At 29.6% G+C, this 18,469-nt stretch carries 18 protein-coding genes; all 18 read right to left on the bottom strand.

Annotated features, from left to right (window positions below; all coding sequences use genetic code 11):
• Nucleotides 1–144 precede the first annotated feature (144 nt).
• Nucleotides 145–2,130, bottom strand: coding sequence for a fructose-1,6-bisphosphatase (locus KGF42_RS09670; RefSeq protein WP_227826214.1), 1,986 nt, complete (start codon nucleotides 2,128–2,130; stop codon nucleotides 145–147).
• Nucleotides 2,131–2,218: 88 nt separating this feature from the next.
• Nucleotides 2,219–2,350, bottom strand: a complete 132-nt coding sequence (locus tag KGF42_RS19845; RefSeq protein WP_255650946.1) for a hypothetical protein — start codon at nucleotides 2,348–2,350, stop codon at nucleotides 2,219–2,221.
• Between the two features lie 205 nt (nucleotides 2,351–2,555).
• Entirely contained in the window at nucleotides 2,556–3,869 is a 1,314-nt protein-coding gene (locus tag KGF42_RS09675; protein WP_227821437.1) for an APC family permease, read from the bottom strand.
• 21 nt (nucleotides 3,870–3,890) lie between these two features.
• Nucleotides 3,891–4,616, bottom strand: coding sequence for a gamma-glutamyl-gamma-aminobutyrate hydrolase family protein (locus tag KGF42_RS09680; protein WP_079739986.1), 726 nt, complete (start codon nucleotides 4,614–4,616; stop codon nucleotides 3,891–3,893).
• Nucleotides 4,617–4,651: 35 nt separating this feature from the next.
• The gene (locus tag KGF42_RS09685) at nucleotides 4,652–4,897 is read right to left on the bottom strand and encodes a TIGR03905 family TSCPD domain-containing protein (protein ID WP_054273198.1); all 246 of its coding nucleotides are present in this window, start codon (nucleotides 4,895–4,897) and stop codon (nucleotides 4,652–4,654) included.
• 357 nt (nucleotides 4,898–5,254) lie between these two features.
• A complete protein-coding gene (locus KGF42_RS09690; RefSeq protein ID WP_227826215.1) occupies nucleotides 5,255–7,255 on the bottom strand; it encodes a sigma 54-interacting transcriptional regulator in 2,001 nt (666 codons plus the stop codon).
• 30 nt (nucleotides 7,256–7,285) lie between these two features.
• The gene (locus KGF42_RS09695) at nucleotides 7,286–9,004 is read right to left on the bottom strand and encodes a diguanylate cyclase (protein WP_227826216.1); all 1,719 of its coding nucleotides are present in this window, start codon (nucleotides 9,002–9,004) and stop codon (nucleotides 7,286–7,288) included.
• Between the two features lie 216 nt (nucleotides 9,005–9,220).
• Nucleotides 9,221–10,459 (bottom strand): beta-ketoacyl-ACP synthase II, encoded by a 1,239-nt coding sequence (fabF, locus tag KGF42_RS09700; protein ID WP_227820931.1) that lies wholly within the window; start codon nucleotides 10,457–10,459, stop codon nucleotides 9,221–9,223.
• 29 nt (nucleotides 10,460–10,488) lie between these two features.
• A complete protein-coding gene (acpP, locus tag KGF42_RS09705) occupies nucleotides 10,489–10,713 on the bottom strand; it encodes an acyl carrier protein (protein ID WP_003419132.1) in 225 nt (74 codons plus the stop codon).
• A gap of 63 nt (nucleotides 10,714–10,776) precedes the next feature.
• The gene (fabG, locus tag KGF42_RS09710; RefSeq protein WP_227820932.1) at nucleotides 10,777–11,526 is read right to left on the bottom strand and encodes a 3-oxoacyl-[acyl-carrier-protein] reductase; all 750 of its coding nucleotides are present in this window, start codon (nucleotides 11,524–11,526) and stop codon (nucleotides 10,777–10,779) included.
• Nucleotides 11,526–12,476 carry an ACP S-malonyltransferase gene (gene fabD, locus KGF42_RS09715; protein ID WP_227826217.1) on the bottom strand — a complete coding sequence of 317 codons (951 nt, stop codon included), beginning with the start codon at nucleotides 12,474–12,476 and terminating at the stop codon, nucleotides 11,526–11,528. The genes fabG and fabD overlap by 1 nt, the downstream gene beginning before the upstream one ends.
• A gap of 15 nt (nucleotides 12,477–12,491) precedes the next feature.
• Nucleotides 12,492–13,421 carry an enoyl-[acyl-carrier-protein] reductase FabK gene (fabK, locus tag KGF42_RS09720; RefSeq protein WP_054273192.1) on the bottom strand — a complete coding sequence of 310 codons (930 nt, stop codon included), beginning with the start codon at nucleotides 13,419–13,421 and terminating at the stop codon, nucleotides 12,492–12,494.
• Between the two features lie 108 nt (nucleotides 13,422–13,529).
• A complete protein-coding gene (locus KGF42_RS09725; RefSeq protein ID WP_107594180.1) occupies nucleotides 13,530–14,516 on the bottom strand; it encodes a beta-ketoacyl-ACP synthase III in 987 nt (328 codons plus the stop codon).
• Between the two features lie 25 nt (nucleotides 14,517–14,541).
• The gene (gene plsX / locus KGF42_RS09730; protein ID WP_227826218.1) at nucleotides 14,542–15,564 is read right to left on the bottom strand and encodes a phosphate acyltransferase PlsX; all 1,023 of its coding nucleotides are present in this window, start codon (nucleotides 15,562–15,564) and stop codon (nucleotides 14,542–14,544) included.
• Between the two features lie 10 nt (nucleotides 15,565–15,574).
• Nucleotides 15,575–16,132, bottom strand: a complete 558-nt coding sequence (gene fapR, locus KGF42_RS09735; protein WP_003419115.1) for a transcription factor FapR — start codon at nucleotides 16,130–16,132, stop codon at nucleotides 15,575–15,577.
• 205 nt (nucleotides 16,133–16,337) lie between these two features.
• The gene (gene rpmF / locus KGF42_RS09740; RefSeq protein WP_003419113.1) at nucleotides 16,338–16,514 is read right to left on the bottom strand and encodes a 50S ribosomal protein L32; all 177 of its coding nucleotides are present in this window, start codon (nucleotides 16,512–16,514) and stop codon (nucleotides 16,338–16,340) included.
• A 23-nt stretch (nucleotides 16,515–16,537) separates the two neighbouring features.
• Nucleotides 16,538–17,062, bottom strand: coding sequence for a YceD family protein (locus KGF42_RS09745; RefSeq protein ID WP_054273189.1), 525 nt, complete (start codon nucleotides 17,060–17,062; stop codon nucleotides 16,538–16,540).
• 92 nt (nucleotides 17,063–17,154) lie between these two features.
• Nucleotides 17,155–18,351 carry an acetate/propionate family kinase gene (locus KGF42_RS09750; RefSeq protein WP_054273188.1) on the bottom strand — a complete coding sequence of 399 codons (1,197 nt, stop codon included), beginning with the start codon at nucleotides 18,349–18,351 and terminating at the stop codon, nucleotides 17,155–17,157.
• Between the last annotated feature and the right edge of the window lie 118 nt (nucleotides 18,352–18,469).

An 18,469-nucleotide genomic window follows, 5' to 3' on the forward strand; every position in this document is an offset into this window, starting at 1 on the left:
ATAATTCTATTTATAAAGGACAAGGAATATTACCAAAACATATATATTTTTTTTAATAATGTTTATCAATAAAAAAAGTGAACCCTTTTATTTAGGATTCACTTAGTGAGTAGACTCTACTAATATTATTAATCTTTATAATATCTACATTTCTTTTATTAGCCCCTTTTTATAAGCCATTAAAAGTAATTTTAAGTCTTCTATTTCTTCTTGTATTTTTACTCCTTCATCAGTATCTCTCACCATTTTTCTCTTTGCCTTATGCTCTACTACAACAGTTGTCGATAAAATATCGCTTTCATTTGCAATAGCTTCTTCAGCAGAATTAAATGGTTCATGTGATACTAATTGCAGAGTTCTAGAATTATATATTAAAGTATATCCAGCTATACCAGTAGTTTTTTGGTAAGCTCTAGAAAAACCACCATCTATAACAAGAATTTTACCATTAGCTTTTATTGGACTCTCTCCATTTTTACTTTCCACAGGAACATGCCCATTTATTATATGTGATTCATCAAGTTCTAAATCAAATTCTTCAAATATTTTTTCACAAGCCACCTCATTTTCTCTAAGTTTAAAATATGGGTTCTTATTTTCTTTATGAGTCTCTTTTTCTGCTATAAAATATCTTTCAAATGTGGTCATATCATCTTTACCAAATAATGATGAACACTTTCCAGTCCACAAATACCACATAATATCCATACCATATAGTTTTTCTTCTGCTTTATCTTTGAAGAAAAACCCTTCTCTTGCTAGAGATTCCATTTTGTCCATAAGAGCCTTACCTTTATACTCTTTTCCCATTATATTCATAGACATAAAACTTCCATCTTCATTTAATGGTACACATCCATGAATCAGTAAATTTGAGTTTGCCTTTAAATATATACTTCCTTTAGAAAATAAAAATGAAACATGTTTTTGTAATTTTTCACTACCTCTAAATGAAGACACTAATTTATCAATAACGTTTTTTTCTTCCATTGTTAATTTATATGGGTCTTTTTTGTCTATTGTAGGCAAATAAGTATCTTTTAGTTTATATGTTTTTCCTTTTAGAGTAATTGTGCCTTCATCATAGTTTATCATATTAAGTAAAAGTCTATGTTCCATCTCAAACTCGGGTCTTCGTCTTATAACTTCACCTTCAAGCTTAAATTGAATTATACTTATTGCTTTGTGCATTTTCGCCATTAAAGACTTTTCTGTTGTTGTCACACTTTGGTCATTAATCTTTGGAATAAATTCTTTACAAGGGTCATCTTTATACATCTCTATAGCAAAAGTGGCTAAAGGCAATAAGTTTATTCCATATATGTCTTCTACAATATCTAAATTCGCATATCTAGCTGATATCCTAAGTGCATTTGCTATACAAGTTTTTTCACCTGCCGCCGAACCCATCCATAATATGTCATGATTTCCCCATTGAATATCTACACAATGATGTTCAATAAGCTTATCCACAATTATATCTGGTCTTGGACCTCTATCATAAATATCTCCTATTACATGTAGTCTATCAACAACTAATTTTTGTATCACTGTAGAAATAGCAATTATAAACTCTTTAGCTATTCCTATATCAACTATTGTTTCAACTATACTTTTATAGTACTCTTCTTTATGTTCACTTTTAACATGCTCATGTAAAAGTTCTTCTATTATGTATTTAAAATTTTCTGGTAAAAGTTTTCTAACTTTAGACCTAGTATACTTGCTAGAAGCATACTTGCACAGTTCTATAAGTCTATAAATATTTATTCTATAAAAATCATCTATATTTTCCTCTTGCTTAATTATTAAATCTAACTTTTGTTCAGGATAATATACAAGAGTTGCTAACATCTTTTTTTCGCTATCTCTTATTGTGTTTGAAAATAATTCTTCTATTTTTCTCTTTATTACACCAGAACCATTTTTTAATACATGTACAAATGGTTCATATTCACCATGTACATCTGTTATAAAATGCTCTGTCCCCTTTGGAAGATTTAATATAGCCTCTAAATTTATTATTTCTGTACTTGCTTTTGATATACTTGGATATTGTTTTGATAATAACTTTAAATACTTAAGTTTGCTGTTTAAATAATCATCTGATATTTTACACAGATTTTTCATAATTCGTCCTCCAAAATTATATTAAGTTATATTCTTTTTTAATTATACCATACTTAATATACTTTTTTCGAGATAAAATGTACACTAATTATATTTCCAATACTCCAACATGCTTTCCTTTTGCTTTTTGATTAGAATCAATCGTCGCAGTACCAACTATTTCACCATCTATAAATGCAATCAATTTTACTGAATTATCAGATAATGTTGTTGTTGGCATAAATTTACCTCCTAATAAGTATGTTGTCTATAAACATAATACTATTGTTCTTCTGCTGTTACAATATTTTTCACGTATTAATAACAATATAAGGCTATATTAAAATAAAAAATTAATAATATTTTAATATAGCCTTATAGATACTTATTTGTATTTAATTTTATGACAATATCTAACTTTAACTCAATAATCTGTTATAATATAATTAAATTATTTTCTTTAAATTTTCACCATAAACCTTTCTATTATAAGACTTCATTATAAAATATAATGGTACTCCAATTGCCAATGCTCCTAATCCCATAATTAATTGATGAATAGATGCTTGGAATAATAACCATGTCCCAACACATACAGCAATTAGAGGAATCACTACTCCAAAAGGTGTTTTAAAGGTACCTACTAATTCTGGTCTTTTCTTTCTAAATACTAATACTGATAAAGATGTTGGTATGTATTGTATGAATCTAGCAACTGCACTTATTGCTGCTAATTCAGCAAAACTTCCAGATAAAGCTATTGGTATAGTGATTATCATAGTAGCTATTATCGCTATATATGGTGTACCTTTTTTATCTTTTCTTGCAAATATTCTTGGTAACATTTTATCATCAGCCAAAGCTACACAACTTCTTGGATTTACGAAAGCACCACACATACAAATTCCACCAACAGAAACCAATGTTCCAAAAGTAACTAATCCAGCACCCATATTTCCAAAACATATTCTTGCAGCATCTGCAACTGGTGTAGATGTACTAGATAATGAATCTCCTAGTATACCAACACATACAACTTGATTTAATATATATATTATTGATGCAATTACTATTACACTTATAATTGCTATTGGTATATTTTTTCTAGGGTTATCCATGTCCTCCGCTGCAACTGCTATAGATTCAAATCCTGTAAATGAATAAAACATTAAAAGTGCTGCTGCTCCAAACTCTGTTGCTCCAGCACCTGGAGGCACCATTGTTGAAGTAGTAAAATTAACCCCTTTTATAAAAAATATACCTATTCCTATAAATAATATTAATGGAATTAGTTTACCTACAGTTATAACATTTTGTACAATTTTTGATAGAGACACACCTAATAAGTTTATAATTGTAAGTCCAACTATCATAGCTACAATTATAATTTTTTGTATATGTGGGTCACCTGCTGGAGCCCATACTGCTGATAATGATGTAGGAAAACCTACTATTAAAGCTGCCCAAGAAATACATCCTATTACCCATTTCATAAGACCTACTTCAAAGCCACAAAAATCTCCAAAAGCTTCTTTAGTATAAACATAAGCAGCACCATTTTTATTGAATTTACCTGCTACTTCAGCAAAACAAAATGCCATGGATAAAACTAATAACATATCAAACATATACACAAATATACTTGCTACTCCAAATGCTTTCATTGCATCTCCTGGTAATAGAAAGACTCCTGCTCCTACTACTGCATTAATACCTAAAAGTATAATACTTATTAATCCCATTTTATTCTTTTCATTCATGTTCAATCCCTCCAAGGTATATTATAAATTTGAACAAATATTTATAAAATATTTAAATAGATTTTCCATTTTATTACAGTAATCTACCATCATTTCTGGATGCCATTGTACTCCTACTACAAAATTATCATCCTCTTTTTGAATAGCTTCTATTATACCATCTTTCGAGTGTGCTATAGCCTTTAATCCTTTCCCAAGCTGATTGACACTTTGATGATGATAGCTATTTGTAAGTAACTGTTTTCCTAAGATTCCTTCTAAAATACTTCCTTCTTTAACATCTATTTTATGAGTAGCTACATGTCTTTTGGAAGATTGTGTATGTTTTATATAATTTCCTTCTACAAGATTATTATCCTGGTACAAAGTTCCTCCTAAGCTTACATTTAAAATTTGTAGCCCCCTACATATACCTAACATAGGCTTTTTAAGCTCTAATGCTATACTTATTGCAATTAAATCAAATTCATCTACTTCTGGATATATAAAGGTTGTTTCTTCTCTTGTTTCTTCTCCATACAATTGAGGATTGACATCCCATCCCCCAGATATTAATACTCCATCAACCATCTCAATCTGTTTTTTTATCACTTCTTTATCTGTATTTACTGGAATAATAACTGGGCTACCTCCACCTTTTAGTACTGCATTTATATAATCATTATTTACATATGACCTTTCAAGCCCTGGAAACATACCATTTTCCATTATTATTAAATTTCCTAAAATACCTATTATTGGTTTCATAATCAAGCTCCTAACTAATCGATTGTTTTATGTATTTATTTTATATTCATATAATTTTCCAATGCTAAAGAAAGTTGGTCTGGGCAAGATGTTGGCTTTGTTTTACACTCTATTCCTTTTAATTTTTGAATTACATCTTCTACATTCATACCTTCAACTAATACTTTTAGCCCTTTTAAATTTCCATCACATCCACCAGTGAAATTGACACTTGTAACTTTATTTTCTTTTACCTCAAATTCAATTTCTGTAGCACAAGTCCCTGTTGTTTTGTATTTCATAATTAAACCTCCCAATTATTTTGTCATCTTATCTCTATAATTAGCAATATGTATGCCAAAATTTTTAATTATTTTTATTTATTCTTCTTCTAGTATTTTCAATACTTTTATCAACTATATTTTTTATTTTTAACTGTGTGTACGTTTTTTTTACAAATAAAAATAGGTAATGGGTTATTTTATTATAACCTATTACCTATCTAAACCTATTTTTTAAACCTATTAGTATTTAATTTAAACTATTTTAAATGTATAAAATTCTTTCTCTCACAATATAAACTTAAATTTTATAAGTATAAAAGTTTATGATTATTTAAATATTTATATTTTGAATATCTTATTTTAATATTAGTATACTTAAGTAATACTATTGTAAAGTTTTATCCCCTCTGGAGTTATTTGACTTCCACATCTTCCAGATTTAGATGATATATATCCACATTCACTTAAATAAGATAACACCTTTCTAACTTTACTTTCAGAAATCTCAATTTCTTCCTCCATAAGCTTTTCTATTATAAATCCTCTTCCAACTCCAGAAGATGAATCTCTCCTTTCATATAGAACTCTTAATATCTCCTCAAATTCTTTTTTGGTATAACCAAATCCATCTTCATAGCTAGCAATATATTCTGTCTTTATATATGGTGGTAAGCCATCTTTAAAAACCATGCTATCACACATTAAACTTACATAAGAAGCAACATTTTGTAACTCTCTTATATTTCCTGGCCAATTATATTTTTCTAAAATAGTTACAACTTCAGGTGAAAGTCTTATATTATTTCTCAAAAAGAAATTCATAAGCGTTATTATATCTTCTTTTCGATTCCTTAGTGATGGTACATCTATTGGCAATACATTTAGTCTATAATACAAATCTTCTCTAAATTTTCCTTCTCTAATCATCCTTGGCAAGTTTTTGTTTGTTGCTGCTATGACCCTAACATCTATATTTATAACATTATGAGAGCCTATAGGCATAACCTGCTTTTCTTGTAGTACCCTTAGTAACTTTGTCTGCAATACTGGAGGCATATCTCCAATTTCATCTAGAAATATAGTTCCATTGTTAGCAAGTTCAAATAGACCCTTTTTTCCTTCTCTTAAAGCTCCTGTGAAAGAGCCTTTTTCATATCCAAATAGTTGACTCTCTAATAGGCTATCTGGAACTGCTGCACAATTAACTGCTATAAATGGTTGATTACTTCTATTAGAGGCATTATGAATTGATTGTGACAACAATTCTTTGCCAGTACCACTTTCTCCTATTATTAACACAGAAAGGTCTGATTTAGATATTTTTTTAGCCAATTCTATGCATTTTATCATATTCTTATTTTTAGTTTTTATATCTTTAAATGTATATTTAGCTATTTGACCTTGCTCTCTTAGTTTATTAGTAAGATTTTGTTCTAATTTTTTTATATATGTTATTTCTTGTAAATTATAATATACACCAGCTTTATTTCCCATAGAAAAAATACTTTTTTTATTTACATTTATATATTTTTTATTTGTAAATACGACTTCATCAACTATTTCGTTGTCTCCAAGTAGAATATTTAAATCCTTAGAAATAATTTCTTCTATGTTTTTACCTTGTGGATTTTCATTTATCCCTAAAATTTTTAAAGCTTCTTTATTAAATGTGTTTATAACACCATCTGCTGAAGTAAATATTATTCCATCTTTTGATAGATTCAATATAACATCTTGTTCTTCTATTTTCAAAAACAGTTGTCTATAATTATCTTTAACTCCATTATCTAAGCTTATTAAGCTCTCAGAATATGCCATTAAGTTTTTACGTATTTCTTTGACATCAATTCTAAGACCATTTATTATTTCTATAAAAGTAGATATATCAATATATCTATTACCAAGGTCGATTACTTTATTTATATAACTTGGTACTTTCTCCTTTACTCCAGGTGTTATAGCTATGTCTATATTTTTATAAGTTTTTCCTTCAATATATGGGGTAAACTTCAAATTTTTTACTCCTATCTTATAAAATAAGCTTATCGTTTCTAAGGTAGTTTCTTTTGTATCATTTACAACCAATACTTCTGTTCTATTTGGTATTGAAAATAATCCATAGATTTCATTTTCTTTAAGAGTTCTCCTCACCACTATAATCTTGCTATCTTGTACTAAATGCTTTCTCATGCTATTTAATCTATCATCATTCATTACTAATACAAAATCACCTTGTATTTTATCATCCTCGTTTAAATTTTCTAGATAATAATGGTTTATATCAACATAATCCCCTAAAACCAAGCGTATATTTTCTTCTAAAAAAGATGATAATTTGGTTATTTTATCAGTTACTATAGCTATTGATTGTTTCATATTTATACCTCTTATTTATATAGCATACAATTACTTATATACTACTTTATTTCTACCAAGCTGTTTTGCTTTATATAGATTTTTATCAGCTTCTTCTAGTACATTTTTACTATCCGAAATATGAGCCACACCTGAACTTATAGTCACAGTCACACCTTCATTCCACTTTTTATTTTCAATTGCAACTCTTATATTGTCAATTATATCTGCTACTTCTTCACCAGATTTATTTCTTATCAATACAGAAAACTCTTCTCCTCCATACCTAAAGACTTTATCATCTTGTTCCAACATAACACAAATAGTATTTGTTATCCCTTTTATAACAACATCACCAAATTTATGCCCATAATTATCATTTATGAGTTTAAAATTATCAATATCTATCATTACAAGCGCAAAATTATCATCTTTCTCTCTGTACTTTTCATACATAATATCAAAACTTTTTCTATTATAAACATTTGTAAGACCATCATGTAAATTTTGTGCTTTAAAATACTTCAATCTATTATATAAAAAAGTAGACCCTAATATAGCGATTAAAATTACTGTAAACAATATTTTATAATATTTTATTTCTTTTTTAGTTTTTTCAAATAGCTCACTTTCATTTGATACTTTATCAATTATATAGAAACTAGTCTCTGAATCTCTTATACTTTTGTTCTCTTTATATTCATTTATTAACATCTTTTGATACTCATTTAAAGATTCTACATTTCCTTGTTTTTCATATATATTTAATATCTTATTTAAATTTTTTATTTTCTCCTGAGTTAACTTTCTCTTAGTGGATATCTCTAAGCTTTTTTTATAATTATCTATTGCAGAATTATAATTTTCGCTTTTATATTCTAAATTTCCCACTGCCATATAATAATACATATCTTTATCTAATATATGAACTGTTCTATCAGATTTTATAAGATAATCAGCTCTTTCTAAAAAAGTCTTTGACTTTTGTACATTATTTTTTCCTACATACGCATTTGCCTGTATTATAGAAGCCATTATCTCAAAATCATTGTAATCATCTGTATTTACAAATTTTTTATAATCTTTTACTCTGCTACTTATTTCAATGGCTTTATCATATTCTCCCACCTCTATATATATTTCTGCTAGATTTATAAGAGCATATAATCTAACCATTCCATTTTTTTCACCTTCGTCAATATCTATCTTAAAAGAATCTTTTATTAATTTCTCTGCTGTTTCATAGCTACCTACCTTTAAAAGTATGCTCGCCAAATCAACATCTAGTCTTGCTTTTTCATAATTATTCCCCAACTTCTCAGCCAATTTTATAGATTTTACAGTTAAATCTACTGCTTTAGAATAATTATTATCCATTATGTACACTGATGCTAATCTTTTTTCTATATTAAATCTACACTCATCAGATAACTTTACATCTGATTCTCTCATCTTTTCTAAAGAATCAATGACTACCTTCGTTCCATCTGGAACATATGAAATAGTCTTTAACATATCCCAAACTTCATTATATACTTTATTGTATTTTTTTTCTGGGATAGATTCAAAAGAAGTCTTAACCACTTTTTTTGCTTCATCATACTCTTTATCTGCCACAAGACTTTCAGACATATATTTTCCCTTATTTATAATTTCTCTTTCTTTCAGTCCATTTTGGTCATATTTTACAAACAAAATAATACTAATAAGTACTATACATATAAAAATTAACTTTTTGGGTAACCTTTTTTTTGGTAGTCTAAAATTCAAAATTTTAGTCCTCCTTTTGTATATTGTAGAATGACAACTTGCATATATAAATAACCTCTTAATAATTAATAATACAATATATCAAAATGATTTACAACATATGCTAGAATTAAATCTTAATAAAAAAATCTCCTAAAATAATTTAGGAGACTTTAAATTTAAGTCAATATAAATTTATAAAGTTAAAATAAGTACTTATTTTAACTTTATACTTAATTATACATATTTTTTTAGTACTATTGTAGCATTATGTCCACCAAATCCTAAAGAATTTGATAGTGCATATCTAATATTTTTTTCTTTACCTTGATTTGGAACATAATCTAAGTCCAAATCTTCTCCAACTTCTTGTATGTTTATAGTTGGAGGTACAAAATTATCTTCTATACTCATAGCACAAACAACAGCTTCTATAGCACCTGATGCTCCTAGTAAGTGACCAGTCATAGATTTAGTTGATGATACACATAAATCATATGCCTTTTCTCCAAATACAGTCTTTATAGCCATAGTTTCATACAAATCATTGTAATAAGTTGAAGTACCATGAGCATTTATATAATCTACTTCTTCTAATGGAACATTTCCATCTTCCAAAGCCATATTCATAGATCTGGCTGCTCCCTCTCCATTTTCAGCCGGAGTTGTCATATGATATGCATCAGCAGTTAAACCATATCCAACTACTTCTGCATATATTTTAGCACCTCTCGCTAAAGCATGTTCCAAATCTTCTAATATAACGATACCTGCTCCTTCTCCCATTACAAAACCATCTCTGTCTTTATCAAATGGTCGTGATGCAGTTTTAGGGTCATCATTTCTAGTTGACATAGCCTTCATATTACAGAATCCGGCAAAAGCAAGACCTGTTACAGCAGCTTCAGAACCCCCAGCTACCATAATATCTGCATCACCTCTTTGTATAACCTTAAAAGCATCACCTATTGAATGAGTCCCTGATGCACAAGCTGTACACACATTAGTATTAGGTCCTTTTGCGCCTAAAAATATTGAAACTTGACCAGCTGCCATATTTCCTATCATCATAGGTACAAAAAGTGAGCTTACTCTTTTATTTCCTTTTTCCAAAAGAATTTTATGCTGAGTTTCTATTGCTTCAACTCCACCTATTCCAGAACCTATTATAACACCAACACGCTCTCTATCAACTTTATCTAAATCAAGATTTGCATCTTTAACTGCTAATTTTGCAGATACTATTGCAAATTGAGCAAATTTATCTAATCTCTTCAATTCTTTTTTGCTTATATATTCTTCTGGATGAAAATTCTTAACTTCTCCTGCTATCTGAGTTTGATACGTACTAGCATCGAAATTAGTTATTTTATCTATACCAGATACTCCAGATTTTATATTGCTCCAGAACTCCTCTTTTCCCGTTCCCAACGGTGTAACACATCCAAGTCCTGTTATTACTACTCTTTTCTTCATCGGATACCTCCACTTTTTTTAAAGCTCGACTATTTATTAGCTTCTATATACTTAACTATATCTCCTATAGATTTGAAGTTTTCTGCTTCTGTATCTGGTATTTCTATACCAAATTCATCTTCAAGTGCCATTATTATTTCTACTGCATCTAATGAATCTGCTTCTAAATCCTTCATTAGTGATGTTTCCATAGTTATTTCTTTATCTTCTACTCCTAATTGCTCTATTATTATTTCTACAACTTTATTAAACATTGTGTACCTCCTAAGATTTTTTATTTTAATAGATTTCTCTACTTTTTAAATTATTATTTTTTATTATTGCATTACCATTCCACCATCTACATTTATTACTTGTCCTGTTATATAACTTGACATATCACTAACTAAAAATGCTACGGCATTGGCTACATCTTCTGGTTTACCATAAGACTTCTTTGGTATGTTTGCTAGTGTTGATTCTTTTACATCATCACTTAGTACTTTAGTCATATCTGTTTCTATAAATCCAGGTGCTACTGCATTTATATTTATATTTCTTGATGCCAATTCTCTTGCAGAAGCTTTTGTAAATCCAATTACACCTGCTTTTGATGCACAATAATTAGCTTGTCCTGCATTACCCATAATTCCAACTACTGAAGTCATATTTATTATTCTTCCATACTTCTTTTTCATCATAGGTTTAGTAACTGCTTTTGTACAATTAAATACACCTTTTAAGTTTATATCTATAACTCTATCAAAATCTTCTTCTTTCATTCTCATAAGCAAACCATCTTTAGTTATACCTGCATTATTAATCAATATATCAATTTTTCCAAATTCTTTTACAACAGAATCTATCATTTGATTCACTTCATCAGATTTAGACACATCACATTTTATAGAAGTACACTTTACACCCATGTCTTCTATTTCATTTTTAGTTTTTAGTGCTTCATCTTCTTTAGAAGTATAATTGATTACTACATCAGCTCCAAAAGATGCTAGTTTTTTTGCTATTTCTTTTCCTATACCCCTAGAGCCACCAGTAACAACGGCTACTTGTCCTGTAAGATTTATCATTATATCTCTCCATTTCTATAATTTTGTACAAATTCATTAAGAGAATCTATACCATCTATATTATAAATATTTACACTTACTTTTTTATTAGAAGCTATCTTCTTGATAAATGCTTTTAAAGTTTTTCCAGGTCCCATTTCTATAAAAGTATCATATCCATCATTTAAAAGTCTTTCTATAGAGTCTTCCCAAAGAACAGATGAACTTACTTGTTTTATAAGTAGGTCTTTACCTTCATTTTTATAGTAATCTGCATTTACATTTGCCACTACATCAACTTTAGGTTTAGTTATGTTAACTTTTTCTAACTCACCAGCTAATTTTACTCCTGCTTCTTTTAACATTGACGAGTGAAAAGGTCCACTTACATTTAATTTAACTGCTCTTTTTGCTCCTGCTTCTTTGCATTTTACCATTGCTTCTTCTATCTTTTCATTTTCACCAGATATAACTATTTGTCCAGGAGAATTGTAATTTGCTACTTCTACAATACCTCCTTGTATATCTTTAACTACATCTTCAAGTACACGTCTATCTAGACCTAATATTGCTGCCATGGCTCCAACACCTGTTGGAACTATTTCTTGCATAAACTTACCTCTTTTTTTAACTAAACATACAGCATCTTTAAAGTCAATTGCATCTGCTGCAACCAATGCACTATACTCTCCTAAAGATAAACCCAAACATGCACTATATTTTAAATCTATTTGAGCTTGTACTGCTTTTAATACTGCTACACTATGTGTAACCATAGCAGGTTGAGTATTTTCAGTTTTAGAAAGTTCTTCTTCATTTCCGTTAAACATAAGATTTTTTAAGTCCATTTTTAAGGCTTCATTAGCCTCATCTATTACACTTTTAGCAACATCATTATTTTCATATAAATCCTTGGCCATACCTACATATTGAGCTCCTTGACCAGGAAATACTAGTGCAACTTTTCCCATCTTGCTCCTCCTGATTTACAGTTCTATTGTTGGCATAATCTCTTTTGCTTGATTTACCATAGTTTCTATAATTTCTTTACAAGGTGTTATTTCTCTTACCATAGCAGCACTTTGACCTGCCATAAATGAACCTCTTTCTATGTCTCCATCTACTGTTGCAAATCTTAAAGCTCCTGTACCTTTTTTATCCAATTCTTCAGGAGTAGCTCCATTTTGTTCCATCTTTAAAAATTCTTTCGATAATTTATTTTTTAATGTTCTTACTGGATGACCAGTACTTCTTCCTGTTACAATTGCATCTCTATCTTTTGCTTTTAGTACTAAATTTTTATAGTTTGAATGTACAGAACATTCTTCACTACAAATAAATCTAGTTCCTACTTGAACTGCACTAGCACCTAATGCAAATGAAGCAACAATTCCCCTACCATCTACAATTCCTCCAGCAGCTATTACAGGTATGCTTACAGCATCAGCAACTTGTGGAACTAAAACCATAGTAGTAAGTTCTCCTATATGTCCTCCACCTTCAGTTCCTTCTGCTATTACTGCTGTAGCTCCTAGCTTTTCCATTCTTTGTGCCAAAGCTATTGTAGGTACTACAGGAATAACTTTTGTCCCAGCTTCTTTTAATCTATCCATATATTTTGCAGGATTTCCAGCACCAGTAGTAATAACTTGAACTTTTTCTTCTATAATTAAGTCAATTATATCATCAACAAATGGTGACATAAGCATTACATTTACCCCAAAAGGTTTATCTGTTAACTTTTTGCACTCAACAATTTCTTTCTTTATAGCTTCTTTTGGTGCGTTTCCTGCTGCTATTATTCCAAGCCCTCCTGCATTAGATACAGCACTTGCTAATGATGCAGTAGCTACCCATGCCATTCCCCCTTGGATAACTGGGTATTTTATATTTAATATTTTGCAAATTTTATTCATACAATTCTCCTTCACTTGAAATCATAAAAGTAAACTTTTTATTGTTAATCAACCTTATTTTCTATATAAAGTTAATGTTGTTAATTAAAGCATCTTAGATATTTTATACTATAAAGTCCACTTGACAACTGAAGCCCCCCAAGTTAGACCTCCACCAAAGCCAACTAAAACTACATTATCGCCTTTTTTAATTTTTCCTTCTCTATAAGCTTCATCTAACGCTACTGGTATAGATGCAGCAGACATATTTCCATACTTATTTATGTTTACATAGACTTTTTTCATATCAAGTTCTAACCTCTTAGAAGAAGCTTGTATGATTCTTATGTTAGCTTGGTGTGGTACTAAATAGTCTATATCAGTTGTATTTAAATTTGCTTTTTCAAGAGCTATTAAAGAAGCTTCTGCCATCTTTCTAACTGCAAATTTAAACACATCACTACCTGCCATTTCTATTGTATGTAGATTGGCTTCTACAGTCTCTTTACTTGCTTTAAGTCTTGAACCTCCTGCAGGTACTTTTAAACAATCTTTTCCTTTACCATCAGAACCCATATGTGCAGATAGTATTCCACCTTCACTTACTGGTCCAATAACAGCAGCTCCAGCACCATCTCCAAATAATACTGCCGTTGTTCTATCATCATAATTTAAAAACTTAGAACAAGTTTCTGCTCCTATTACAAGTACGTTTTTATAACAACCAGTTTCCACAAATTGCTTTGCAATAGTTACTCCATATACAAATCCAGAACAAGCTGCTGATATATCAAATGCAGTAGCATTTACTGCTCCAATTAAATCTTGTACTATACATGCAGTTGAAGGCAAAGACATATCAGGAGTAATTGTTGCTAATATAATCAACTCTATATCCTCTACATTTAACTTTGCACATTCTATAGCTTTTAAAGCAGCTTTAGATGCTAGGTCAGAAGTTGCTTCAGACTCTTTGGCAAATCTTCTTTCCTTAATACCAGTTCTAGTACTTATCCACTCATCTGATGTATCCATTATCTTTTCGAAGTGAAAATTATCATATGATTGCTCAGGTAGATAACTTCCTACTCCCAATATTCCAGCCTTTGTATTCATTATATATTAAACCTCCAAAACGAGTTTACTCATCTTCGTTATTTTTATTTTCTTCATTATATTTGCTTATAAATTGATTAATATCTTCAACAACTTTTCCTTTTGAAAATTTTATTCCTTGGTTTATAGCATTTTTTATAGCTTTAGCATCAGAACTACCATGAGCTTTTATAACTCCTCCATTTAAACCTAAAAGTGGAGCTCCTCCATACTCAGAATAATCTATAAAGCTCTTTAATTTTCTTAAATCATCCTTTATAAGTAATGCTCCTATTTTACTTTTTGTACTTGCCATAAAAGTTTCCTTTATAAGACTCATAACTGAAAGAGCTACACCTTCAGCAGATTTAAGTAATATATTACCTGTAAATCCATCACATATGATTATATCTGTGTATGCATTTATAACTTCTCTAGCTTCTACATTCCCTATAAAATTTAAATCTAATTTTTTAATTTCTTCATATGACTTTTTAACTAAATCATTGCCTTTGCCTTCTTCTAGTCCAACATTTGCTAATGCTACCTTAGGATTTTCAAGACCTAAAACTTTTCTTGAATAAATATTACTCATAGCTGCAAATTCTACTAGATTTTTAGGTTTACAATCTGCATTTGCGCCACAGTCTGCTATAAGTGTCATTCCTCGCTTTACATTCGGTATTGCTGAGCATAAGCAAGGTCTATCGATTCCTTTTATTCTACCAACAACAAATAATCCACCAGCAAGCAAGGCTCCTGTATTTCCAGCTGATATTATAGCATCTGCCTTTCCTTCTTTTACAAGATTTAATGCTACTACCATAGATGAATCTTTTTTACTTCTTATAGCCTTTACTGGTTTATCTTCATTTTCTATAATCTCAGTAGTATGAACTATCTCTAGTTTATTTCTATCAAATTCATAATTTGAAAATTCCTTTTCTAATAAATCTTTATTTCCTGTGATTATTAAATCAACTTGATATTCTTTTATAGCATTTACTGCGCCTTCTACATTAGATTTAGGTGCATTATCTCCACCCATTCCATCGATTACTATTTTCATAATTTCCCTCCTAATCTAATTCTTCAAAGATAAATTTCCCTCTAAATATTTGCTCTTGAGCTTTATTATTGATAACAACTTTTACATAGTGTTTTTTATCTATATTTCTATACACTTCTGCTTTTGCTATAAGCCTATCTTGTTGTTCTATCAATTTAAAACTTTTTACATTTGCAACTCTCATAATAACTTTAGGTGCATCTATTATAGCCATTGCCAATGAATCTGCTAGAGAAAATATATACGTATCTTTTAAAGTATTAGTCTTAGAGTAAATCATGTCTTGTGTAACTTCTAACATAGATATACCTAATCGCCCTACAGATAAATCAATGATTTCTCCTGTAATTTCCTTTACTCCTAAAGTCTTTACTTTTGAACTCTGAGTTTCTGCTATTGATTTTACTCTTTCTCTTAGCTCTGGTATGTTTAGACTCATTCTATCTAATCTTATAGTCTGTATACTTACATCAAACAGACTTGATAATTCTTCATCAGTATAAAAAGGATCCGTCTTTAGCATATCTATAAGCTCTTTTTGTCTTTGGGCTTTACTTTTCTTTTTCATGTTCCCTCCAAATTTTATAGCTGTAATTAGTACCAGCTACTAATAGTAGTATATAGTAACACACAAAAATTTTCAATACTTATATTATTATTTTTCTATTTTTTAATATGCATAAAATCCACTTATTTCTCTAGTAAATCATCTTCTTTTTTTATATGTACAAAAAAAACATGTAGAGTATACTCTACATGTTTTTTAGAAGCTATTACTTAGACACAACTTCTTTACCTTTATAATATCCACAGTCTGGACACACTCTATGTGGTAATTTTGGCTCATGACATTGTGGGCAACTTACAAATCCTGTTGCTTCCATCTTTGAGTTAGCTGCTCTTCTCATTTTTGTGTTTGATTTAGACGTTTTACGCTTTGGTACTGCCATTTACGCCACCTCCTTAGTCAAATTTAATTAAATAAATCTTTTAATTTAGCAAAACGAGGATCTATGTATTCCTCATCGTTTGTAATTTCACTGCAAGAACACTCTTCTTCATTTAAGTTTGCCCCGCATACTTGACAAAGACCTTTACAGTTTTCACTACAAAGAACTTTATGAGGTACATTAAAATCTAATGTCTGTTCTATTATATCAATAAGGTCGATTTCTTCACCATCGAATATAAAAGGATCAAATTCCTCAAATTCATCTTCATCATAATCTTCTTCTTTTACTAAAAAACCTTGTATAGAATACTCTAGTGGTATTTCTACTTGTTTAAGACATCTTGAACAATTGTCAACAATTGTAAAATTGACATCTACATCTAGATATAAACCTTTATTAGTCTTTGACACTTTCCCTTTTAAATTTACAGGTGATACTAATTTGTAAATCTCATCACAATAACTAATAGTATCAATTTTTTCACAAAAATTCAAGTCTATTTTGTCAGTTTCTTTTCTATTTATTTTTTCTATGCTAACTTTCATTAAGTTCACCTCAACATATCACCAAATTTATTATACAAATCTAGCATTTGTTTGTCAAGTATTTTTACTTGATAGGCATCAGTTTACTTAAATTATTTTACTAATCTTAATGTATCTCTAGCTATCATTAATTCTTCATTAGTTGGTATTAAAAGCATTTTTACTTTAGAATCAGCAGTAGATATTACTGTTTCTTTTCCTCTAACATCATTAGCTTCTTTATCTAATTTCATTCCTAAAAACTCCATATTAGAAGCGATGTCTGCTCTTATAGCCTTTCCATTTTCACCAACACCTGCAGTAAATACTACGACATCCAATCCATTCATCTCAGCAGCATAAGCACCTATATATTTTTGCACTTTTTTAACATAAGCTTCTAGTGTTGCTTGAGCTCTTTCATCTCCATTTTTAGCTGCATCTTCTATATCTCTGAAGTCACTAGAAATTCCAGTCATTCCATATACTCCAGATTCTTTGTTCATTAATTTATCTAATCCATCAGCATCTAAACCTTCTTTTCTCATTAAGAAAGGTAATATAGCTGGGTCTATATCTCCACATCTAGTTCCCATTATTAATCCTTCTAATGGAGTGAATCCCATAGATGTATCTACACATTTTCCACCATCAACAGCAGCTATAGAAGCACCATTTCCTAAGTGACAAGTTACTATTTTTAAATCTTTTATATCTTTTCCTAATATCTCTGCTGCTCTTTGAGATACATAGTTATGAGAAGTTCCATGGAATCCATATCTTCTTACCCCATACTTAGTATATAACTCATGAGGTAAACCATATAAGTATGAAGATTTAGGCATTGTTTGATGGAAAGCAGTATCAAATACTCCTACCATTGGTACATCTGGAAGTATAGCTTTACAAGCATCTATTCCCATTATGTTTGCTGGATTATGAAGTGGAGCTAAATCTATACATTCTTTTAAAGCTTCTTCTACTTCTGGAGTTATTACTACTGAAGTTGCAAATTTTTCTCCAGCATGCACAACTCTATGTCCTACTGCATCTATTTCTTTCATTTCTTTAACTGCACCAAATTCTGGATGAGCAACAGCTTCTAAAACTAATGCTATTGCATCTTTGTGGTCCTTCATTGGTTGTTCAACAATGTATTTATCATCTCTACCTGCTTTTTCATGTTTTAGTATAGAACCTTCTATTCCTATTCTCTCAACTAATCCTATACATAAAACTTCTTCATTACTCATATCTATTAATTGATATTTTAATGAAGAACTCCCACAGTTTAATACTAATATTTTCATTATTATTTCCTCCTTAGATTTTTTTATAAATAATATGTAATAAGTTTTGATTTGTAATAAATGTCTAAATAAACCTCTATCTTTTATTATTTTGTATAGATATATTATTGTATACATT

This window comes from Clostridioides sp. ZZV15-6383, assembly GCF_020657735.1.
GTDB classification, from domain to species: Bacteria; Bacillota; Clostridia; order Peptostreptococcales; family Peptostreptococcaceae; genus Clostridioides; species Clostridioides difficile_D.

Excerpts from the sequence above, each read along its gene's own strand:
- KGF42_RS09670 (WP_227826214.1), bottom strand. The coding sequence starts at position 2,130 with ATGAAAAATCTGTGTAAAATATCAGATGATTATTTAAACAGCAAACTT.
- KGF42_RS19845 (WP_255650946.1), bottom strand. The coding sequence starts at position 2,350 with ATGCCAACAACAACATTATCTGATAATTCAGTAAAATTGATTGCATTT.
- KGF42_RS09675 (WP_227821437.1), bottom strand. The coding sequence starts at position 3,869 with ATGAATGAAAAGAATAAAATGGGATTAATAAGTATTATACTTTTAGGT.
- KGF42_RS09680 (WP_079739986.1), bottom strand. The coding sequence starts at position 4,616 with ATGAAACCAATAATAGGTATTTTAGGAAATTTAATAATAATGGAAAAT.
- KGF42_RS09685 (WP_054273198.1), bottom strand. The coding sequence starts at position 4,897 with ATGAAATACAAAACAACAGGGACTTGTGCTACAGAAATTGAATTTGAG.
- KGF42_RS09690 (WP_227826215.1), bottom strand. The coding sequence starts at position 7,255 with ATGAAACAATCAATAGCTATAGTAACTGATAAAATAACCAAATTATCA.
- fabF (WP_227820931.1), bottom strand. The coding sequence starts at position 10,459 with ATGAAGAAAAGAGTAGTAATAACAGGACTTGGATGTGTTACACCGTTG.
- acpP (WP_003419132.1), bottom strand. The coding sequence starts at position 10,713 with ATGTTTAATAAAGTTGTAGAAATAATAATAGAGCAATTAGGAGTAGAA.
- fabG (WP_227820932.1), bottom strand. The coding sequence starts at position 11,526 with ATGATAAATCTTACAGGACAAGTAGCCGTTGTTACTGGTGGCTCTAGG.
- fabD (WP_227826217.1), bottom strand. The coding sequence starts at position 12,476 with ATGGGAAAAGTTGCACTAGTATTTCCTGGTCAAGGAGCTCAATATGTA.
- fabK (WP_054273192.1), bottom strand. The coding sequence starts at position 13,421 with ATGAATAAAATTTGCAAAATATTAAATATAAAATACCCAGTTATCCAA.
- KGF42_RS09725 (WP_107594180.1), bottom strand. The coding sequence starts at position 14,516 with ATGAATACAAAGGCTGGAATATTGGGAGTAGGAAGTTATCTACCTGAG.
- plsX (WP_227826218.1), bottom strand. The coding sequence starts at position 15,564 with ATGAAAATAGTAATCGATGGAATGGGTGGAGATAATGCACCTAAATCT.
- fapR (WP_003419115.1), bottom strand. The coding sequence starts at position 16,132 with ATGAAAAAGAAAAGTAAAGCCCAAAGACAAAAAGAGCTTATAGATATG.
- rpmF (WP_003419113.1), bottom strand. The coding sequence starts at position 16,514 with ATGGCAGTACCAAAGCGTAAAACGTCTAAATCAAACACAAAAATGAGA.
- KGF42_RS09745 (WP_054273189.1), bottom strand. The coding sequence starts at position 17,062 with ATGAAAGTTAGCATAGAAAAAATAAATAGAAAAGAAACTGACAAAATA.
- KGF42_RS09750 (WP_054273188.1), bottom strand. The coding sequence starts at position 18,351 with ATGAAAATATTAGTATTAAACTGTGGGAGTTCTTCATTAAAATATCAA.